15 protein-coding genes are annotated in these 15700 nt (G+C 64.2%); 6 read left to right on the top strand and 9 right to left on the bottom strand.

The annotated features are described in order from the left end of the window. Positions 1-58 precede the first annotated feature (58 nt). The 7 genes from DC363_RS00075 to DC363_RS00045 all read right to left on the bottom strand — a co-directional run bounded on the left by DC363_RS00075 (position 59) and on the right by DC363_RS00045 (position 8834). A complete protein-coding gene (locus tag DC363_RS00075) occupies positions 59-976 on the bottom strand; it encodes a LysR family transcriptional regulator (protein WP_108639093.1) in 918 nt (305 codons plus the stop codon). A gap of 13 nt (positions 977-989) precedes the next feature. After that, entirely contained in the window at positions 990-2207 is a 1218-nt protein-coding gene (locus tag DC363_RS00070; RefSeq protein WP_108639092.1) for an ABC transporter permease, read from the bottom strand. Positions 2208-2211: 4 nt separating this feature from the next. Beyond that, positions 2212-3936, bottom strand: a complete 1725-nt coding sequence (locus tag DC363_RS00065; protein ID WP_108639091.1) for an ABC transporter permease — start codon at positions 3934-3936, stop codon at positions 2212-2214. Positions 3937-4043: 107 nt separating this feature from the next. Then, complete coding sequence (locus DC363_RS00060; RefSeq protein WP_108639090.1) at positions 4044-5159, bottom strand: extracellular solute-binding protein; 1116 nt, start codon at positions 5157-5159, stop codon at positions 4044-4046. A gap of 94 nt (positions 5160-5253) precedes the next feature. Next, on the bottom strand, positions 5254-6354 hold the full coding sequence (locus DC363_RS00055) for an ABC transporter ATP-binding protein (protein ID WP_108639089.1): 1101 nt from the start codon (positions 6352-6354) through the stop codon (positions 5254-5256). 257 nt (positions 6355-6611) lie between these two features. Continuing rightward, the gene (locus DC363_RS00050) at positions 6612-7463 is read right to left on the bottom strand and encodes an urea carboxylase-associated family protein (protein WP_108639088.1); all 852 of its coding nucleotides are present in this window, start codon (positions 7461-7463) and stop codon (positions 6612-6614) included. Positions 7464-7631: 168 nt separating this feature from the next. After that, complete coding sequence (locus tag DC363_RS00045) at positions 7632-8834, bottom strand: aminopeptidase P family protein (RefSeq protein WP_108639087.1); 1203 nt, start codon at positions 8832-8834, stop codon at positions 7632-7634. 361 nt (positions 8835-9195) lie between these two features. Between DC363_RS00045 and DC363_RS00040 the strand changes: the two genes are divergently transcribed. The 3 genes from DC363_RS00040 (at position 9196) to DC363_RS00030 (ending at position 11675) form a co-directional block, all read left to right on the top strand. Next, on the top strand, positions 9196-10479 hold the full coding sequence (locus DC363_RS00040; RefSeq protein WP_108639086.1) for a DUF3422 family protein: 1284 nt from the start codon (positions 9196-9198) through the stop codon (positions 10477-10479). A gap of 124 nt (positions 10480-10603) precedes the next feature. Beyond that, a complete protein-coding gene (locus tag DC363_RS00035; protein ID WP_146180719.1) occupies positions 10604-10909 on the top strand; it encodes a hypothetical protein in 306 nt (101 codons plus the stop codon). 55 nt (positions 10910-10964) lie between these two features. After that, a complete protein-coding gene (locus DC363_RS00030) occupies positions 10965-11675 on the top strand; it encodes a L,D-transpeptidase (RefSeq protein ID WP_108639084.1) in 711 nt (236 codons plus the stop codon). Between the two features lie 46 nt (positions 11676-11721). On the opposite strand, the gene DC363_RS00025 is transcribed toward DC363_RS00030, so the two are convergent. After that, a complete protein-coding gene (locus DC363_RS00025; protein ID WP_108639083.1) occupies positions 11722-12753 on the bottom strand; it encodes a LacI family DNA-binding transcriptional regulator in 1032 nt (343 codons plus the stop codon). Between the two features lie 134 nt (positions 12754-12887). On the opposite strand from DC363_RS00025, the gene hisD reads away from it, so the two are divergent. From hisD to comE, 3 genes are read left to right on the top strand one after another with little or no spacing between them, the layout of a single operon-like run. Further along, complete coding sequence (hisD, locus tag DC363_RS00020) at positions 12888-14195, top strand: histidinol dehydrogenase (RefSeq protein ID WP_108639082.1); 1308 nt, start codon at positions 12888-12890, stop codon at positions 14193-14195. Between the two features lie 48 nt (positions 14196-14243). Beyond that, positions 14244-14750, top strand: a complete 507-nt coding sequence (gene comD / locus DC363_RS00015) for a sulfopyruvate decarboxylase subunit alpha (protein WP_108639081.1) — start codon at positions 14244-14246, stop codon at positions 14748-14750. Then, a complete protein-coding gene (gene comE / locus DC363_RS00010) occupies positions 14747-15301 on the top strand; it encodes a sulfopyruvate decarboxylase subunit beta (protein ID WP_108639080.1) in 555 nt (184 codons plus the stop codon). The genes comD and comE overlap by 4 nt, the downstream gene beginning before the upstream one ends. Positions 15302-15369: 68 nt before the next feature. On the opposite strand, the gene DC363_RS00005 is transcribed toward comE, so the two are convergent. Beyond that, complete coding sequence (locus DC363_RS00005; RefSeq protein WP_108639079.1) at positions 15370-15567, bottom strand: hypothetical protein; 198 nt, start codon at positions 15565-15567, stop codon at positions 15370-15372. Between the last annotated feature and the right edge of the window lie 133 nt (positions 15568-15700).

Here is a 15700-nt window from a genome sequence, read left to right as displayed (position 1 = left end):
GCAGCTTGGCTGAAAGGTATCATCAGCGCCAATTATTTATTGGGATCGGGTTGATAGATTATTCTGATCTATCGCCGCCCTGCTCCGCCACGGCCTCAACCGCGAGATCGGCGACCACGTCCAGATAGCGCGCGGCGGTCTCCGCTTGATAGCGGGCGGCAAATTGCAACGGTGGCGGGTGCCAGTCCACGTCGATCCGGGACAGGTCCCCCCGCGCCAACTCACGCGAGACAAGGCTGGCGGGAAGCAGGGTCACGCCCATGCCGTCCGCCGCCATCTGCACGCAGGAGGCCAGCGAATTCGACGAGACAACGCGCGACGCGGACAGGCCCTGCGCATTGATATAATTGATAAACTCGACATAGGCCTGCGTGTGCCGTGCGTGGGTCAGGACCGAATGGGGCAGCAGATCGGCCACGCTGTGTCGTCCGGTCAGACGCCGGGCAATCTGCGGCGCGGCGACCCAGATATAGGGGAAGTCCCCCAGCGGGATCGTCCGGCTTGCGGGCGTGGCAAAGGGAGCGGTCTGGATCGCGAGGTCAAGCCGCCGGGCCTGCAGTTCCGCGTCCAGCGCGCGGGACACATCGACGGTGAGCTCCACGTTCAGCGCAGGATAGGCCGCCTTGATCCGCCGCAGATAGGCGTGCAGCCAGGTGCAGGCGACCAGTTCCGTCACCCCCAGCCGCAGCCGGTTGGCGACAAGGTCGGGCCGTTCGGCGATCTCGACGATCTGCTCGGCGGCGCGCAGCACCTCATGGGCGGCGGCCAGTATGTCGCGCCCCTTGTCGGTCAGCGTGATCGCGCGGGCGTCGCGCTGCATCAGCACGACGCCCAGCGCCGCCTCAAGCCCCGCGATGCGCGACGAGATATTGGGCTGCGTCGTGTTCAGATGATGCGCCGCCCGCCGGAAGCTGCCCAGTTCCGCCACCCAGACCAGCGCCTCAAGTTGTTTGAGGGTCAGCACAGTGCCGATCATTGGGACGCAGGACCTAGGAGGGGCTGAGCCCGCGCAACCGCTCGGACCGGCGGCGCAGCAATTCCACGGTGGTCAGCAACAGGATCGACATCACCACCAGCACCGTCGCCGCTGCCAGAATGGTGGGCGAGATCTGTTCGCGCAGGCCGGTGAACATCTGCCACGGCAGGGTCTGCTGCTGGGCGGAGCCGACGAAAAGCACCACGACGACTTCGTCAAACGAGGTGATGAAGGCGAACAGCCCGCCGGAGATCACGCCGGGCAGGATCAGCGGCATCTGCACCTTGAAGAAGGTCGGCACAGGAGAGGACCCCATGGAAGCCGCCGCCCGCGTCAGCGAGTCGTCAAAGCCCACCAGAGTCGCCGTCACGGTGATGATGACGAAGGGAATGCCCAGCACCGCATGGGCCAGAATGACCTTCACGTAGCCAACAAAGGACTGCGACAGGCCGAGGTTCGCCTCAAGCCAGTTGCCCAGCGGCGCGTAGAAAAAGAACATCCCCGTGGCCGAGATGATCAGCGGCACGATCATCGGAGAGATCAGCACCGCCATGATGGCGCGGCGCCCGGGCACGTGGCTTTGACTCAGACCAATGGCGGCCAGCGTGCCCAATGAAACCGAGATGATCGTCGCGATGGGGGCGATAATCAGCGAGTTCTTCAGCGGCACCATCCATTCATCGGTGCCGAGGAAATCGCGGTAATGCTTCAGGCTGTAGCCCTCGGCCTGAAAGTTCAGCATCTCGGGGGTGAAGGTAAAGAAATTCTCGGCGTTGAAGCTGAGCCAGATCACCGGCAGCAGCGGCGCGATCAGAAAGAAGAACACCAGCCCGCAGATGAACAAAAAGGTGTTGTGCCACAGCGTTTGCCCGGCGGTGTAGTAGATCGGCACCCGCTTGCGATAGGCGCCGGTGGCGAGCCAGTAGCCGACCCAGCCCAGCACCGCGCCGATCAACGTGCCGGAGATGGCAGTGCCCAGATTGCCGAAGACCAGCCCCGCCACGAAGAGCACGATGATCAGCCCCCAGCGCATCTGCGTGCGCTGCGCGGGCATCATGTCGATCACCCAAGCGATGATCGCGCCCAGCACGGCGCCGATCAGCGCCCCGATCCAGGGCTGGCCGACCATGTTGCCGCCGACGAAGCCGAACATCGCGGTCAGCACCGCCATCAACGGCATGGTGAAGGTGGCAAGGGGTGGATGCGGGACGTTTGGTGTAACGATGGACATATTCTTACCCCAGCTTGACGTTGTCGATGCCTACGATCTGATCGTAGCACCAGTAGAGGATCAGCACGACGACCAGAAGGATCGTCCCCAGCGCCGCGGCAAGGCCCCAGTTCAGAGACCGTGAAATGTGATAGGCGATCCGGTTCGAGATGAAGACACCATCGGTGCCGCCGACGATTTCCGGCGTGATGTAGTAGCCGATGGCGAGGATGAAGACGAGGATCGACCCCGCCCCGATGCCCGGCACCGACTGGGGGAAATAGACCCGCCAGAACGCGGTCCAGTTGGTTGCGCCCAGCGACTTCGCGGCGCGCAGATAGGACGGGTTCACCGTCTTCATCACCGAATAGAGCGGCAGGATCATGAACGGCAGCAGGATATGCGTCATGGCGATGATCGTGCCGGTCGAGTTGTTCATCAGCACCAGCCGGTTCGCGTTGTCGATGAAGCCCAGCCAGACCAGCAGCTCATTGATGACGCCCTGCTGTTGCAGAAGCACTTTCCACGCCGAGGTGCGCACCAGAAGCGAGGTCCAGAAGGGCAGCAGCACAAGGATCATCAGCACGTTGGCCGTCCGCGCCGGCAGGTTCGCCAGCAGCCAGGCCACCGGATAGCCGAGCAAGATGCAGCTGAAGGTGATGATCATCGACATCCACAACGTGCGCCCGAACAGTTTGATATAGATCCGCTCGTTCTCGGGCCGCAGGGAGACGCCGTCGCTCGTGAGTTCGCGATCAACGGAATTGAGGAAATAGCCCGGCGTGAAGGAGGCGCTGTAAACCGAGAGCGTTTCCCAGACCGACGGCGACAGCCAATCCTCGTCCAGCTCGGCGAAGGCGTCCTTGAAGCTGACGTCGGGCAGGTCCGCGGCGGCCAGCGCACGCAGGGCATCGGCCCCCTCGCCCTGATAGTCCGCGATGGCAGAGACCGTCGCCGGATCGCGCAGATCAAGGGCAAGGGCGGCATAGAACGCTTCCCACGGGTCTTCTTCGGCGACCACGTCTTCGTCCTCGATCGCGGTCCAGATCGCAAATCTGGTATAGGCGCGCGCGGTCTGGGGCAAAAGATCGACGATGGCCTGAGAGGGCGCGAACCCGATGTCACCATCCATGTCGTCGCCGGTCAAAGCCTCCCACCGGCGGCGCTGGTCGGCCAGAACGGCGGAATTGCCCTCGCCGTTCATCATGGCAAACCAGAAGGCGCCCTCTTCAAACCGGGGGTCAACCTCTTCTATGGCGTCCTGAAAGATTTCGCCGATGTCATCCATCGACCGCCCCGAGGTGCGGAACAGCGACGCGAGGCCGGTGTTCTCGTAATTCAGGCGGGTGCCGAGCTTGGTGTGCTCTTTCGCCTCGGCCGCGTCGAACAGGTCGAAAAACAGGTTCTGGAATACCGGCTCGGGCGGCACGTCGCCCGTTGATGCGTCCCAGTCGGCCATGGCCTGCACCGTGCCGGGCAGCGTGTCCGACACGATCTGGTTCTCGACCGAGCGGAACAGCATGGAGACGATGGGAACGACAAAAGTCAGCAGAACAAACAGCAGCAGCGGCGCGACCAGCAACAGCGCCCGCATCTTCTGACGCCGCAACGCCCGTCCAAGGCTTTCCTTGAGCGGCCGGCCGTCCGCGGCGAGCATCGGCCCGTCCTGAACCTCGGCCCGGTCGGCATTGCGCAGGGCGTTGTCCGGAGTGGCGCCGGTGATTTGGTCTGGCCCTGTGGTGTCACTCATATCGTTCCCCGCGTGCAGTTTCTTGTTGGTCTTTGAAGGTCGTCAAAAAGGTCAAAACAAATGTCAGGTCGGGAAAGGGCGCAACCGCCCCTTCCCTGATCTTTGACTTACTGCGCGAGCCAGGACTGGAACTTCGCGTCGATGTCGTCGCGATAGTCGGCCCAGAACTCGTAGTTATACAGGAACGTGTTCTTGGCGTTCTCCGGGTCGGTCGGCATGTGCGGGGCCATGTCGATGCCCAGCTCGGCGTGCTGCCCCACCAGCGGAGCGGAGGACAGGCGGGCCGGTCCGTAGGAGATATATTTCGCCTGATCGGCCAGACGCTGGGTGTCTGTCGCGTACATGATGAAGTCCAGCGCGCGGTTCAGCCGGTCCTCGGGCAGGCCCTCGGGGATGATCCAGCCGTCAAGGTCGAACACCTGGGCGTCCCACATCATGCCGATGGGCTGGTCCTGCTCGACGATGGCAGAGAACAGACGCCCGTTGTAGGTGGAGCCCATGAAGACCTCACCATCGGCCAGAAGCTGCGGCGTATCGGCCCCGGCGGACCACCAGATCACGCTGTCCTTGATCGTGGCCAGCTTGTCGAGAGCCTGCTGCTGGCCTTCCTCGGTGGCCAGAACGTCGTAGACGTCTTCCTTGGCTACACCGTCACAGAGCAGCGCCCATTCCACGTTGTTGATCGGGCGCTTCTCGAGCGCGCGCATCCCGGGATAGGTCTCAAGATCGAAGACATCACAGATGTCGTCGGGTGCGTCCACGCCTTCGGGCACCATGTCCGTGCGATAGCCGAAGGTGGTCGAATAGACGATCTGAGGGATGAAACAGTCACCAACCAGAAGGTCGCCGAAGTCATCCTCGGCCGAGGTGCCGTCAGGTGCGGCGGCCAGAATCTCGTCCGGGTCGATCTCCATCGCCAGACCTTCGTCGCACAGACGCAGCGCGTCCGACGCCACAACGTCCACCACGTCCCAGGTGATCGAGCCGGCTTCGTTCATGGCGCGCAGCTTGGCCACAGCCTCGTTCGAGCTTTCGTCCCAGGTGATCGTCACTTCGGGATTGTTTTCCTTGTAGGGCTCGGCATAGGCGTTCACCTGCGACGCCTGATAGGCCCCGCCCCAGCTGACGAGCGTCATGTCGTTCGCCATCTCTTCTTGTGCCATGGCGCCTGCGGCTGTCAGGCCCAGGGCCGTGGTCGCCAGAAGTGTCTTGGTAAGCTTCATTCGTAGTCTCCCTTGTTTCCCGGATTTTCACGTTACAGTCGGGGGCTCACTCCGAGATCAGGGCCCCCAAGCTTTTGCCGTGCGCGACGCCCCCTCAGGCGTCCAGCGCGCGACAATCCTCGGCCAGCCAGCCGATTTCGATCTGCTGGCCCGGCTGCAGACGCACCTGATCGGGCGCGTTGCGTGTCTTGATGATAAATTCGTTCTGTCCGGCCACCCGCAGGCGGGTGCGGAAGATGTCGCCCATGTAAATGAATTCAAGCACCTCCGCCTTGAGCGTATGGGCCCCCGGTTGCAGGCGGCTGGCGTCCATCTCGACCCGTTCGGGCCGGATCGAGACCTTGGTGCGCTCGCCCACCTTGGACACGTTGACCGGGATCGCGTCGATCTCTTCCCCGCTGTCAAGGCGCACCACGCAGGCGGTGTCGCTGATCTCCGAGACAACACCCTCAAGGGTGTTGTTCTCACCGATGAACTGGGCGACGAAGCTGTTCTGCGGCTGCTCGTAAAGCTGATCCGGCGGGGCCAGCTGCTGGATGCGGCCATCGTCGAACACGGCCACGCGGTCGGACATGGTCAGCGCTTCTGTCTGGTCGTGGGTCACGTAAACCGTGGTGATGCCAAGGTTGTGCGCCAGATCGGTGATCTCGAACTGCATCTTCTCGCGCAGTTGCTTGTCCAGCGCGCCCAGCGGTTCATCCATCAGCACCAACTCGGGCTCGAACACCAGCGCGCGGGCCAAGGCTACACGCTGTTGTTGACCGCCGGAAAGCTGCGCCGGACGCCGCCCGCCGAAATCGCCCATCTCGACCATGTCGAGGGCGCGGCGCACTTTTTCTTCCCGCTCGGACTTGCCGATCTTGCGCACTTCCAGCGGAAAGGCGAGGTTTTCGGCAATCGTCATATGGGGAAACAGCGCATAGTTCTGGAACACCATGCCGATGCCGCGCTTGTGCGGCGGGATATTGTTGATCGAGACCCCGTCGAGCCGGATGTCCCCGTGGGTCGCCGTCTCGAAGCCTGCCAGCATCATCAGACAGGTCGTCTTGCCCGACCCCGACGGCCCCAACATGGTCAGAAATTCGCCCTTCGGCATCGTCAGGTTAAGGTCCTTCACGACGAGCACTTCACCGTCGTAGCTCTTCTGGACCCGCTCAAATTCGACGAAGGCATCGTCGCGAAGTGTATCAGCCAAATGAGGCTCCCTATTGTCAGCTTCCGGTGGGTTAACCACGCATTTGCCGCGATCTAAACGCATAGCCCCCCCGCACTGCAAGCAATTAAACCGGATTCAGGACAATCGATCTCATTCCCCGCATCTGGCGGCCAGATCGTCGTTTTCCGGAACAGGATGTCGTAAATAGTCCCTAAAAAGGCGAATTTGTATGCAGAATTCGCCGCCCCGCGCAGGGCGGATGGCGCAAGAAAATGCCCGCGCGCGGCGCAATTTACCTAACGTCCGTGGCTGCGATCGTAGGCATTTTGCGGCACCGGCTGGTGCGATTCTGTGCTCTCGAAGACGTCGATCCGCAGCGGTGAACAGGTCGCCTTGTCCGACGTGTGCTCATCCCCGCAGTCGCCGCCCGGACAGGCGGACAGACCCACGATCAGGTCGATCTCGGCGAAGAACTCAAGATAATCGCCCGCGCGCACCGGGCTGGCCTTCATGAAATACTGGTGCGTATCGGCGGTGAAACCGGTGCACATGAAGACGTTGAGCACGTCATGCACCAGCGGTTCGGCGCGGGCCAGCGACAGGCCCGAGTGATCCGCCAGCGCCCGCGTCAGGTTCGAGTGGCAGCAATAGTGATAATCGACCCCGCCCAAGAGCCGCCCGGTATAGGGATCGCAGCGGGTGCCGATCACGTCGTGGACCGACCCGCCGTCCGCATCCCAGCCATACCAGTCCAGCGTGTCGCGGGTGATCGTCGCCATGGGGCGCATAGCGGGAAACCGCGACCACAGCCTGTCGCCGGTGGACAGATGGGTGCCGTGCAGAGCGCGGGTCTTGCCGGAATAGAAATGCTCGGTCAGGTCCTGCGCCGACCAGAGGTTCAGATCGCCCACCTGCGGCCCGTCGGGACAGGTGATGCGAAAGAAGCTGCCCGCCGGCACGTCGATGCAGCGCGCGTCGCGGGGCGGCACGATCACATGGCCCCCGTTCACCGCGCCTTCGCGTCTGCGGGCAAGGGCCGCAAGGTCCGGCTGCGGCAGGGTTTCCGTGGGGTAGCAAATCACCGCGGGCGCCGCGCGGCGGGCGTCGGCATCGAGCGGGGCCGGGAAAGCGGGGGACTGGGGTTTCATCGGGGGCTCCGGTTCAGGGGGCAAATATCCCGCGCAGGCAACCCGATTTCGCCGCGAATGCAAAGCCCCCGCCGGTGCTTGACGAGCGGAATGCCCGAGCGGCGGCACGAAAACGGGCCGCAGCAAGTGCTACGGCCCGAGTTCTGATTTTTGTTCTATGTCGGTGACTTACCCTACGACGTTGAAGTCCGGTCCATATGGATAGCCGGTGATGTTCTCGTTCCCGTCTTCGGTGATGATCAGGATGTCATGCTCACGGTAGCCGCCCGCGCCCGGCTGGTCTTCGGGGATGGTCAGCATGGGCTCCATCGAGATCACCATGCCCGGCTCAAGCACCGTGTCTATATCCTCGCGCAGTTCCAACCCGGCTTCGCGCCCGTAGTAGTGCGACAGGATGCCGAACGAGTGGCCGTAGCCGAAGGTGCGGTATTGCAGCAGGTCGCGCTCGGCGAAGAAGTCGTTGATCTTGTGCGTGACCTCGGCGCAAGACACGCCGGGTTTAAGCAGCGACATGCCGTATTCATGGGCGCCGACGTTGGCTTCCCAGACCTTGCGGCTGGCGTCGTCCACCTCGCCCACGAACATGGTCCGCTCCAGCGCGGTGTAATACCCCGAGATCATGGGGAAAGTGTTGAGCGACAGGATATCGCCCCGCTCCAGCTTGCGTGAGGTGACAGGGTTGTGCGCGCCGTCGGTGTTGATGCCGGATTGGAACCAGACCCATGTGTCGCGGTATTCGGCGTCGGGGAATCGCTTGGCGATTTCCAGCTCCATCGCGTCACGGCCGGCCATGGCCACGTCGATCTCGCGCGCGCCTTCCTTGACCGCGTCCTTGATCGCATAGCCGCCCACATCGGCGACCTGTGCACACTGGCGGATCAGGGCGATCTCGGCCTCGGACTTGTGCATCCGCTGACGCATGGTCATCGGGGCCACGTCCACGCGCTTGGACGGGGACAGGAACTCGTCCAGCAGGCCCGATTGCGCCAAGGTCAGATGATCGCCCTCATAGCCGATCACTTTTCCCTCGCCGGTGACGGACTTCACCGCCCGCCAGTAGTTGTTCCGCTGCCAATCGGTGTAGGTGATGTTGTCCTGATGCGACCGCCGCCACGGCTGCGCCGCGTCGATGCCCGCGCTGATGGTGACGCTTTCGGACGGCGTGACGACCAGCCCGTAGGGGCGGCCGAAACTGCAATACAGAAAGCCGGAATAATAGGCGATGTTGTGCATCGAGGTGAAAACACAGGCCTCGACGCCGTTGGCCTCCATGTCCTTGCGCAACTTGGCAAGGCGGGCGTCATACTCGGACGCGGCGAACGGAAGGGTCTTTTCACCCTGATGAAAACGGTAAAACTCTGGACGATCCATGACAATGGCTCCCTCGTCATCGGGCCGATGCAACGGAGAAGCGAACTTCCCCGGCTGCAACGGCAGCAAAGAAAAGTCCCGGCGTTCAGGAAGGTGGATACAGGATTATGCACATGTGCAGGCGACGCCATCGCCATCCCTGCATGTCTGATGCCCCACGGCGCGCGCGCCGGCAAGCCTGAACGCGGCATCACGGTGTCGCAAACGCGACATTTGCAAAAATTGCCCGCCGGTGCGACCGGTCGGACGGTATGCCGTTGTATTCCGCTAAATCATTGCATTTGCACATCTTTTCTTTGACACACGGGTTCGAGTCGCTATCGTCTCCGCGACCCCGCTGCAGCACAGGCTTGCCGATTCCATGTCTTCAATCGCCGATCACCCGCTCAGGTATGAGCTGTCGAACGAGCTGCACGCCCGGCCCTTTCCGACCATCAGCGCCCCCGGACAGGCCCTGTTTTTGGCGCTGAAGCCCGCCGCCAACGCCGCCGGACGCGATCGCGGCGCGGATATGGTGGATCTTTTGCGGCTCCTTGACCGGTTCGGCGCGCCGCATCCCCGGGCCGGGGCTACGCATTATTCCGGCCCCATCGGCAAACATATGTTGAAGTGGGAAAGTCACACGGAATTCGTGACTTACACCATCTTCGACATCGCCCGCACGGACCGCCCCTTCGCCGATGACGCCTTTGACATTTTCCCCAAGGACTGGCTCGCCGGGTGTGAGGCCACGCGCATCACCTCGGCGGTGATCCGTATCGAGCGCACGCAGGACACGGGCGAGATACTGGCGCGGGCCGAAGATTGGTTCGTTCCCGAAAGCCTTGCCATCAGCCGCGTGCTTGAGGATGAGCTGGTGATCGCCGGCGATTTCCGCATCGATCACTCCGGCCACACGCGTTTTGCGGTTTTCGCGGGTGACACCTGCGATGACCGGCGCATCGGTCGGGTGGTGCAGCGCCTGTGCGAGATCGAGACCTACAAGTCTATGGCGATGCTCGGTCTGGCGCGGGTGCGCGCGCTCGCCCCCCGGGTGGCACAGGTCGAGGACAAGCTGGCCTCTCTCTCGGCGGACATGCTGCGCGACGGGGCGCGCCCGGACGATCTGCTGCAGCAACTGCTGGTGATCTCGGCGGAGCTGGAAAACGAGGTCGCGCAATCGGCCTTCCGGTTTGGGGCGACCGAGGCCTATGAGGCGATCGTGTCCCAGCGGATCACCATCCTGCGCGAGGGCAGTTTCGAAGGCATGCAGACCTTCCGCGACTTCATGACCCGGCGGTTCGATCCGGCGATGCGCACTGTAACGTCAAGCCGCAACCGTTTGGAAAGCATGTCGAATCGCGCGATGCGGGCCAGCAACCTGTTGCGCACGCGGGTGGACGTGGAACGCTCGGCGCAGAACCAGTCCCTGCTGGAAAGCATGGATCGGCGGGCCGACCTGCAGTTGCGTTTGCAACATACGGTCGAGGGGTTGTCGGTGGTGGCGATCAGCTACTACGCGGCTAATCTCGTGCTCTATGTTCTGGCCCCGCTGCGTGAGGTGTCCGGTATCCCGAAAGCCGCGTTCACGGCGGCGGTGGTGCCCGTTGTGGTGGCGCTGGTCTGGCTGACGCTCAGACAGGTGCGCAAACGGCTGACGCGCTAGGGGCGCCCGACGCGGCAGCTTCACGCCAATGTCACCGGGTGTGGCCCGCGCGGGTCTGGACTTCCGCGGCACAGGGGGCAAATACCATGCCATGTGTACGTTGCGGTCCGTTCTTGCGGTCTTGATGACCCTTTTGATCCTGCCCTGGGGGGCCTATGCCCACGCCGGCACGCCCGTCGCCGCGATGGCGACCCCGGCAGAGCATTCGGACCGGACAGCGGCAGAGCCCCGCCCCGCCGCTGTGACCTTGCGCAAATCCTGCCGCACGATGACCTTGCCCGGCGCGTCCTGCAGCGCAGACCGGGTGCTTCCGGCTGCTGAGGGCGCCACCGGGCCGCGCCACGCGGCGACCCATGCGGCGGGGTTTGACGACTGGCACGCCACGGAAACCACGCCCACGCCGCCGCGCGACCCACCGCGCGCACTCTGACCGGCCCACCGGCGCACCCTGCGCCCCACCGTTCAGATTTTCCAAGGAATCCAAAATGCTTACACGACGAAGCTTTGTCGCCACCGGCGCCATGGCCGGGCTGTCCGCCTGTGCCTCGGTGACCCGCACCGCCGCCCCCGCACCCGTGCCAGCCGCGCCGCCGGCCCCGCCGCCGATCCCGCCCCTGCCCGCGTTCTATGGCGCGATCACGGACGAACCCTTTCCCGTGCCCGCCATCCCCGAAGGCGTGTTACCGCCGGAATACTGGCGGCAGGAGGTCGACAACCCCTACAAGGGCCACGCCTACGGCACGATCGTGGTCGATCCCGATGAGGCGCTGTTGTATTTCATCGAGAGCGACGACACGGCCACGCGCTACGGGGTGAGCGTAGGCGCCGCTGGCTTCGACTGGGAAGGCACCGCGCGGCTGCAGTTCTGCCGCAAGTGGCCCCGCTGGAAGGTGCCCGCCTCGATGATCGAGCGCCAGCCCGAGCTCGCCCCCTACTCGGTCGCCAACGGCGGCATGGATCCGGGCCCCGGCAACCCCATGGGCGCGCGGGCGCTCTATCTGTTCCAGAACGGGGTCGATACGCTCTACCGCATCCACGGCGATGCGTCCTACCGCGAGTTGGGCAAGGCGGTGTCGTCGGGCTGTATCCGCATGCTCAATCAGGACGTGATCCATCTGCACGACCGGGCGGTGCATGGCTCGGATGTGATCGTGCTCCCCGCGATCAAACCCAAGGGGCTGTCGGCGTTGTATTGAGGGCGGGGAACGCTACGCCGCTGAGCGGCCCCGTCACCGGACCGCCCTAGGTGTGGCCGGGCGGGGCCAGCGTGTCGCGCAGCACGATTGACGTGTCGAGCGTCGCCGAACTCAGCGGCGCGGCCCCTGTGAGGTGCCCGATCAGGGCCAGCGCCGCCTGCCGCCCCATGTCACGGTGCGGCACGCGCACGGTTGTCAGCGGCGGATGCAGGATCTGCGCAAGGTCGATGTCGTCGAAGCCGGTGATCGACACCTCCCCCGGCACGTCCAGCCCCATCGCCCGCGCCTGCCGCAACGCGCCGGCGGCCAGCACATCGTTCCCGCAAAGCACGGCCGTCGGGCGTGGGCGTTTTGCCATCACTTGGGCGAAAGCGACCGAGCCCTCGTCAAAGCCGTAGGGCGTCTCGACGTAGATCAGGGCATCTGGCGACAGGCCCTTGTCTGCCAACGCGGCGCGCACCCCGGCGCGCCGCTCGGCGGCCCGGTCGTTCTGCGCGATCTCGGCCGAGATCAAAGCAAGGTGCCGGTGGCCCAACCCGATCACATGCCCGGCCAGTTCGCGCATCGCCTGCCGGTTGTCGAACCCGATGGAGGGCACGGCACCGGCGTCGTCAGGCCGCACCGCCCAGGTGACGACGGCGGGCACCTCTTGTCGGGCCAGAAAGTCGTAGAGGCCGCGACCCCGGCTGTGCCCGATCAGTAAAAGCGCATCTGCCCCGCGCGCGACGAGCGCGCGGATTTGCGCGTCCTCGACCTCGGCATCGTAGCCGGTGCTGGCCACCAACAGGGTATAACCATATTCGTGCAAAGCCTCTTGAAAAGCCTGCAACCCCTTGGCGAAGATGGCGTTTTCCATGGTCGGGATCACCGCGCCGACGGTCTTGGTCTGTCGCGCCGCCATGACGCGGGCGCCGAAATTCGGCGAATAGCCCAGATCAGCCACGGCTCGCGCAACCCTCTCACGGGTCTTGGGGGCGACCTTGTCGGGGCTGTTGAGCACGCGCGACACCGTGGCGGTCGAAACACCGGCCCGCGCCGCAACATCGGCCAATGTGGGAATCGCCGTCTCTTCCACCATTCTGTGCCCTTCGCGCTGTGCCCTGCCCGCTGCCAGCATCCCCGCGCTGCCGACGCAGAGCAAGATGAAAGCGCTTGCATAAATCAAATGTAAGCGCTTACAGTTACCACAACAAGTCAGATCAGGCGCAGCAGATGGCCCGGGAATATATCAAGTCGGCACCCAAAACCTCGCACTCGGGCGCGTCCGAGGTGCAAGCTGATGTGCGCGCGATGCTGGACGAGATCGAAAAGGGGCGCGAGGACGCGGCCCTGCGATATGCCGCGCGCCTTGACGGCTACGACGGGCCGGTGGTGCTGACGGCGGACGCCATCGAAGCGGCAAGCGCGCAGGTGCCGCAGCAATTGAAAGACGACATCGCCTTCGCCCATCGCAACATCGAGGGCTTCGCACAGGCGCAGAAGGCGACGCTTGTGGATTTCGAGCATGAGGTGCTGCCGGGCTTCATCGCCGGACAAAAGGCGATCCCGATCGACACGGCGGGCTGCTACGTGCCCGGCGGGCGCTACAGTCACGTCGCCTCGGCGCTGATGACCGTGACCACAGCCAAGGTTGCCGGGTGCCGGCATATCTCGGTCGCCTCGCCGCCCCGGCCCGGCGTCGGCATCGCCCCGGCGATCCTCTATGCGGCGCATCTGGCGGGCGCGGATACGATCTTGGCGATGGGCGGGGTGCAAGGCATCGCGGCGCTGGCCTACGGGCTGTTCGACCAGCCGCCTGCCAACATCCTTGTGGGGCCGGGCAATCAATATGTGGCCGAAGCCAAGCGCATCCTGTTCGGGCAGACCGGGATCGACATGATCGCCGGCCCCACCGACAGTTTGATCCTCGCCGATGCGACGGCCGACCCGCAGATCGTGGCGACCGACCTCGTCAGTCAGGCCGAACATGGCTATAATTCTCCGGTCTGGCTGGTGACCGACAGCCGCGCGCTGGCCGAGGCGGTGCTGCGCCGGGTGCCCGTGCTGATCGACGCCCTGCCCGAGATGAACCGCGACAACGCCCGCGCGGCCTGGCGCGACTATGCCGAGGTGATATTGTGCCCCGACCGCGCCGACATGGCCGCCTGTTCCGACGCCTATGCGCCCGAACACCTCTCTGTTCATGCCGCCGACTTGCCGTGGTGGCTTGACCGGCTGCGCTGCTATGGGGCGCTGTTTCTGGGCGAGGAGACGACAGTGGCGTTTGGCGACAAGGCCGCCGGGACGAACCACGTGCTGCCCACCTCGGGCGCGGCCTGCTACACCGGCGGGCTGTCGGTGCACAAATTCACCAAGCTGGTCACCTGGCAACAAGCCACGCGCGACGGCGCGCGCCCGGTGGCCGAAGCGACCGCCCGCCTGTCCCGCCTCGAAGGGATGGAAGGCCACGCCCGCGCCGCGGATGTGCGGCTGGCCAAATACTTCCCCGAAGAGACTTTCGATTTGACGACCCGGGGGTAAGCCGCCGATGGTCCCCCCGAAGCCCTGCCCCACAAAGGAGCGCACCCCTTGAGCATAGACCGCAAAATCGTCGACGATCTGGTGGCCAACGACATCTCGTTCGTCACCACGGTCCCCTGCAAGCAACTCGCAGGTGTGATCGAGGAAGTGGAGGCCCGCGACGGCATCCTGCACGTCCCCTCAAACAAGGAAGACGAAGGCATGGGGCTGTGCGCCGGGGCCTGGATGGGCGGCAAGCGGCCTGCGATCATCATGCAGAACACCGCAATCGGCGTGACGATCAACACGCTGGCCACCCTGATCCAGTATTACCGGATGCCCCTGCCGATGCTGATTTCCTATCGCGGTGAGCTGCGTGAGCCCGTGGCCTGTCAGGTCGAGATGGCGGTCCACACCAAGGCGCTGTTGGCTCAGCTCAACATCCCGACCTATCATTTCCACACCCAGTCCGACGCGGATGAGCTCGACGCGATCCTGAAATACACCTTCATGTGCAACAAACCTGTGGCGATCCTGACGGATGCGTCCTTCTGGGGAGGCTACGGCGACCAATGATCCGTTCCGAAATCCTGCGCGCCATCGCGCCCGTCCTGCGTGACCACCTTGTTGTGTGCAACATCGGCCTGCCCAGTCAGGAACTGCACATGATCGACGACAACGCGAAAAACTTCTACATGCTCGGCACCATGGGGCTCGCGTCCTCCATCGGGCTGGGGCTGGCGCTGGCGCAGGACAAGACGGTGATCTCGATTGACGGGGACGGCTCGGTCCTGACCAATCTGGGAACGCTGTCGACCATCGCCAACAACGTGGCCGACAATTACATCCTGATGATCATCGACAACGGGTCCTATGGCTCGACCGGGGACCAGCCGACCTATGCAGGCCGCAAGACCCGGCTGGAAAAGGTGGCCGAGGCCTGCGGCTGCGAAAACGTCATCACCTGCCGGGGCGAGGACACGGGCGAAACCCTGCAAGCGGCGATTGACAGTGGCAAAATGACGATCATCGTGGTGAAATGCGACAGCGGCAACATCAAGCTGCCGGTGATCACGATGGACCCGGTGGTGATCCGCGACCGGTTCATGAAGGCCGTCGCAGACTGATCCGGCCACGGGGCGGCGCTTGACGGTGCGGGCCCGAAAGCGCGCTCACCCTCCGGCCCCGCCTTGCCCTACCTCTCGCGCAGGGTGTCGGCTTCGCGTGAGAGGAACCAGTCGTAGGTTTGGGTGATGCCGTCGATGAGGTCGATGCGGGCTTGCCAGCCCAGATCGGTCATGCGGGACACGTCCATCAGCTTGCGCGGGGCGCCGTCGGGTTTGCTGGTGTCGAAGGCCAGCGCGCCCTCAAAGCCCACCACCGTCGCGACCATTTCAGCCAGCTCGCGGATCGAGACATCCTTGCCGCAGCCAACAGGCGCGCAGCCGTGCGCTGGACCGCTGGAACAAACCCGCGATCCTTGACCGTTTCCTCGCGGCCGCGAAGGCGCTGATCTCAGCCCCCGC

Origin of the sequence: Thalassorhabdomicrobium marinisediminis, assembly GCF_003072065.1 — a bacterium.
GTDB lineage: Bacteria > Pseudomonadota > Alphaproteobacteria > Rhodobacterales > Rhodobacteraceae > Octadecabacter > Octadecabacter marinisediminis.
This window is presented reverse-complemented; position numbering and strand designations above follow the sequence as displayed.

Excerpts from the sequence above, each read along its gene's own strand:
- DC363_RS00005 (WP_108639079.1), bottom strand. The coding sequence starts at position 15,567 with ATGGTCGCGACGGTGGTGGGCTTTGAGGGCGCGCTGGCCTTCGACACC.
- DC363_RS00065 (WP_108639091.1), bottom strand. The coding sequence starts at position 3,936 with ATGAGTGACACCACAGGGCCAGACCAAATCACCGGCGCCACTCCGGAC.
- DC363_RS00050 (WP_108639088.1), bottom strand. The coding sequence starts at position 7,463 with ATGAAACCCCAGTCCCCCGCTTTCCCGGCCCCGCTCGATGCCGACGCC.
- DC363_RS00035 (WP_146180719.1), top strand. The coding sequence starts at position 10,604 with ATGACCCTTTTGATCCTGCCCTGGGGGGCCTATGCCCACGCCGGCACG.
- DC363_RS00030 (WP_108639084.1), top strand. The coding sequence starts at position 10,965 with ATGCTTACACGACGAAGCTTTGTCGCCACCGGCGCCATGGCCGGGCTG.
- DC363_RS00070 (WP_108639092.1), bottom strand. The coding sequence starts at position 2,207 with ATGTCCATCGTTACACCAAACGTCCCGCATCCACCCCTTGCCACCTTC.
- DC363_RS00060 (WP_108639090.1), bottom strand. The coding sequence starts at position 5,159 with ATGAAGCTTACCAAGACACTTCTGGCGACCACGGCCCTGGGCCTGACA.
- DC363_RS00045 (WP_108639087.1), bottom strand. The coding sequence starts at position 8,834 with ATGGATCGTCCAGAGTTTTACCGTTTTCATCAGGGTGAAAAGACCCTT.
- DC363_RS00040 (WP_108639086.1), top strand. The coding sequence starts at position 9,196 with ATGTCTTCAATCGCCGATCACCCGCTCAGGTATGAGCTGTCGAACGAG.
- DC363_RS00075 (WP_108639093.1), bottom strand. The coding sequence starts at position 976 with ATGATCGGCACTGTGCTGACCCTCAAACAACTTGAGGCGCTGGTCTGG.
- DC363_RS00025 (WP_108639083.1), bottom strand. The coding sequence starts at position 12,753 with ATGGTGGAAGAGACGGCGATTCCCACATTGGCCGATGTTGCGGCGCGG.
- hisD (WP_108639082.1), top strand. The coding sequence starts at position 12,888 with ATGGCCCGGGAATATATCAAGTCGGCACCCAAAACCTCGCACTCGGGC.
- comE (WP_108639080.1), top strand. The coding sequence starts at position 14,747 with ATGATCCGTTCCGAAATCCTGCGCGCCATCGCGCCCGTCCTGCGTGAC.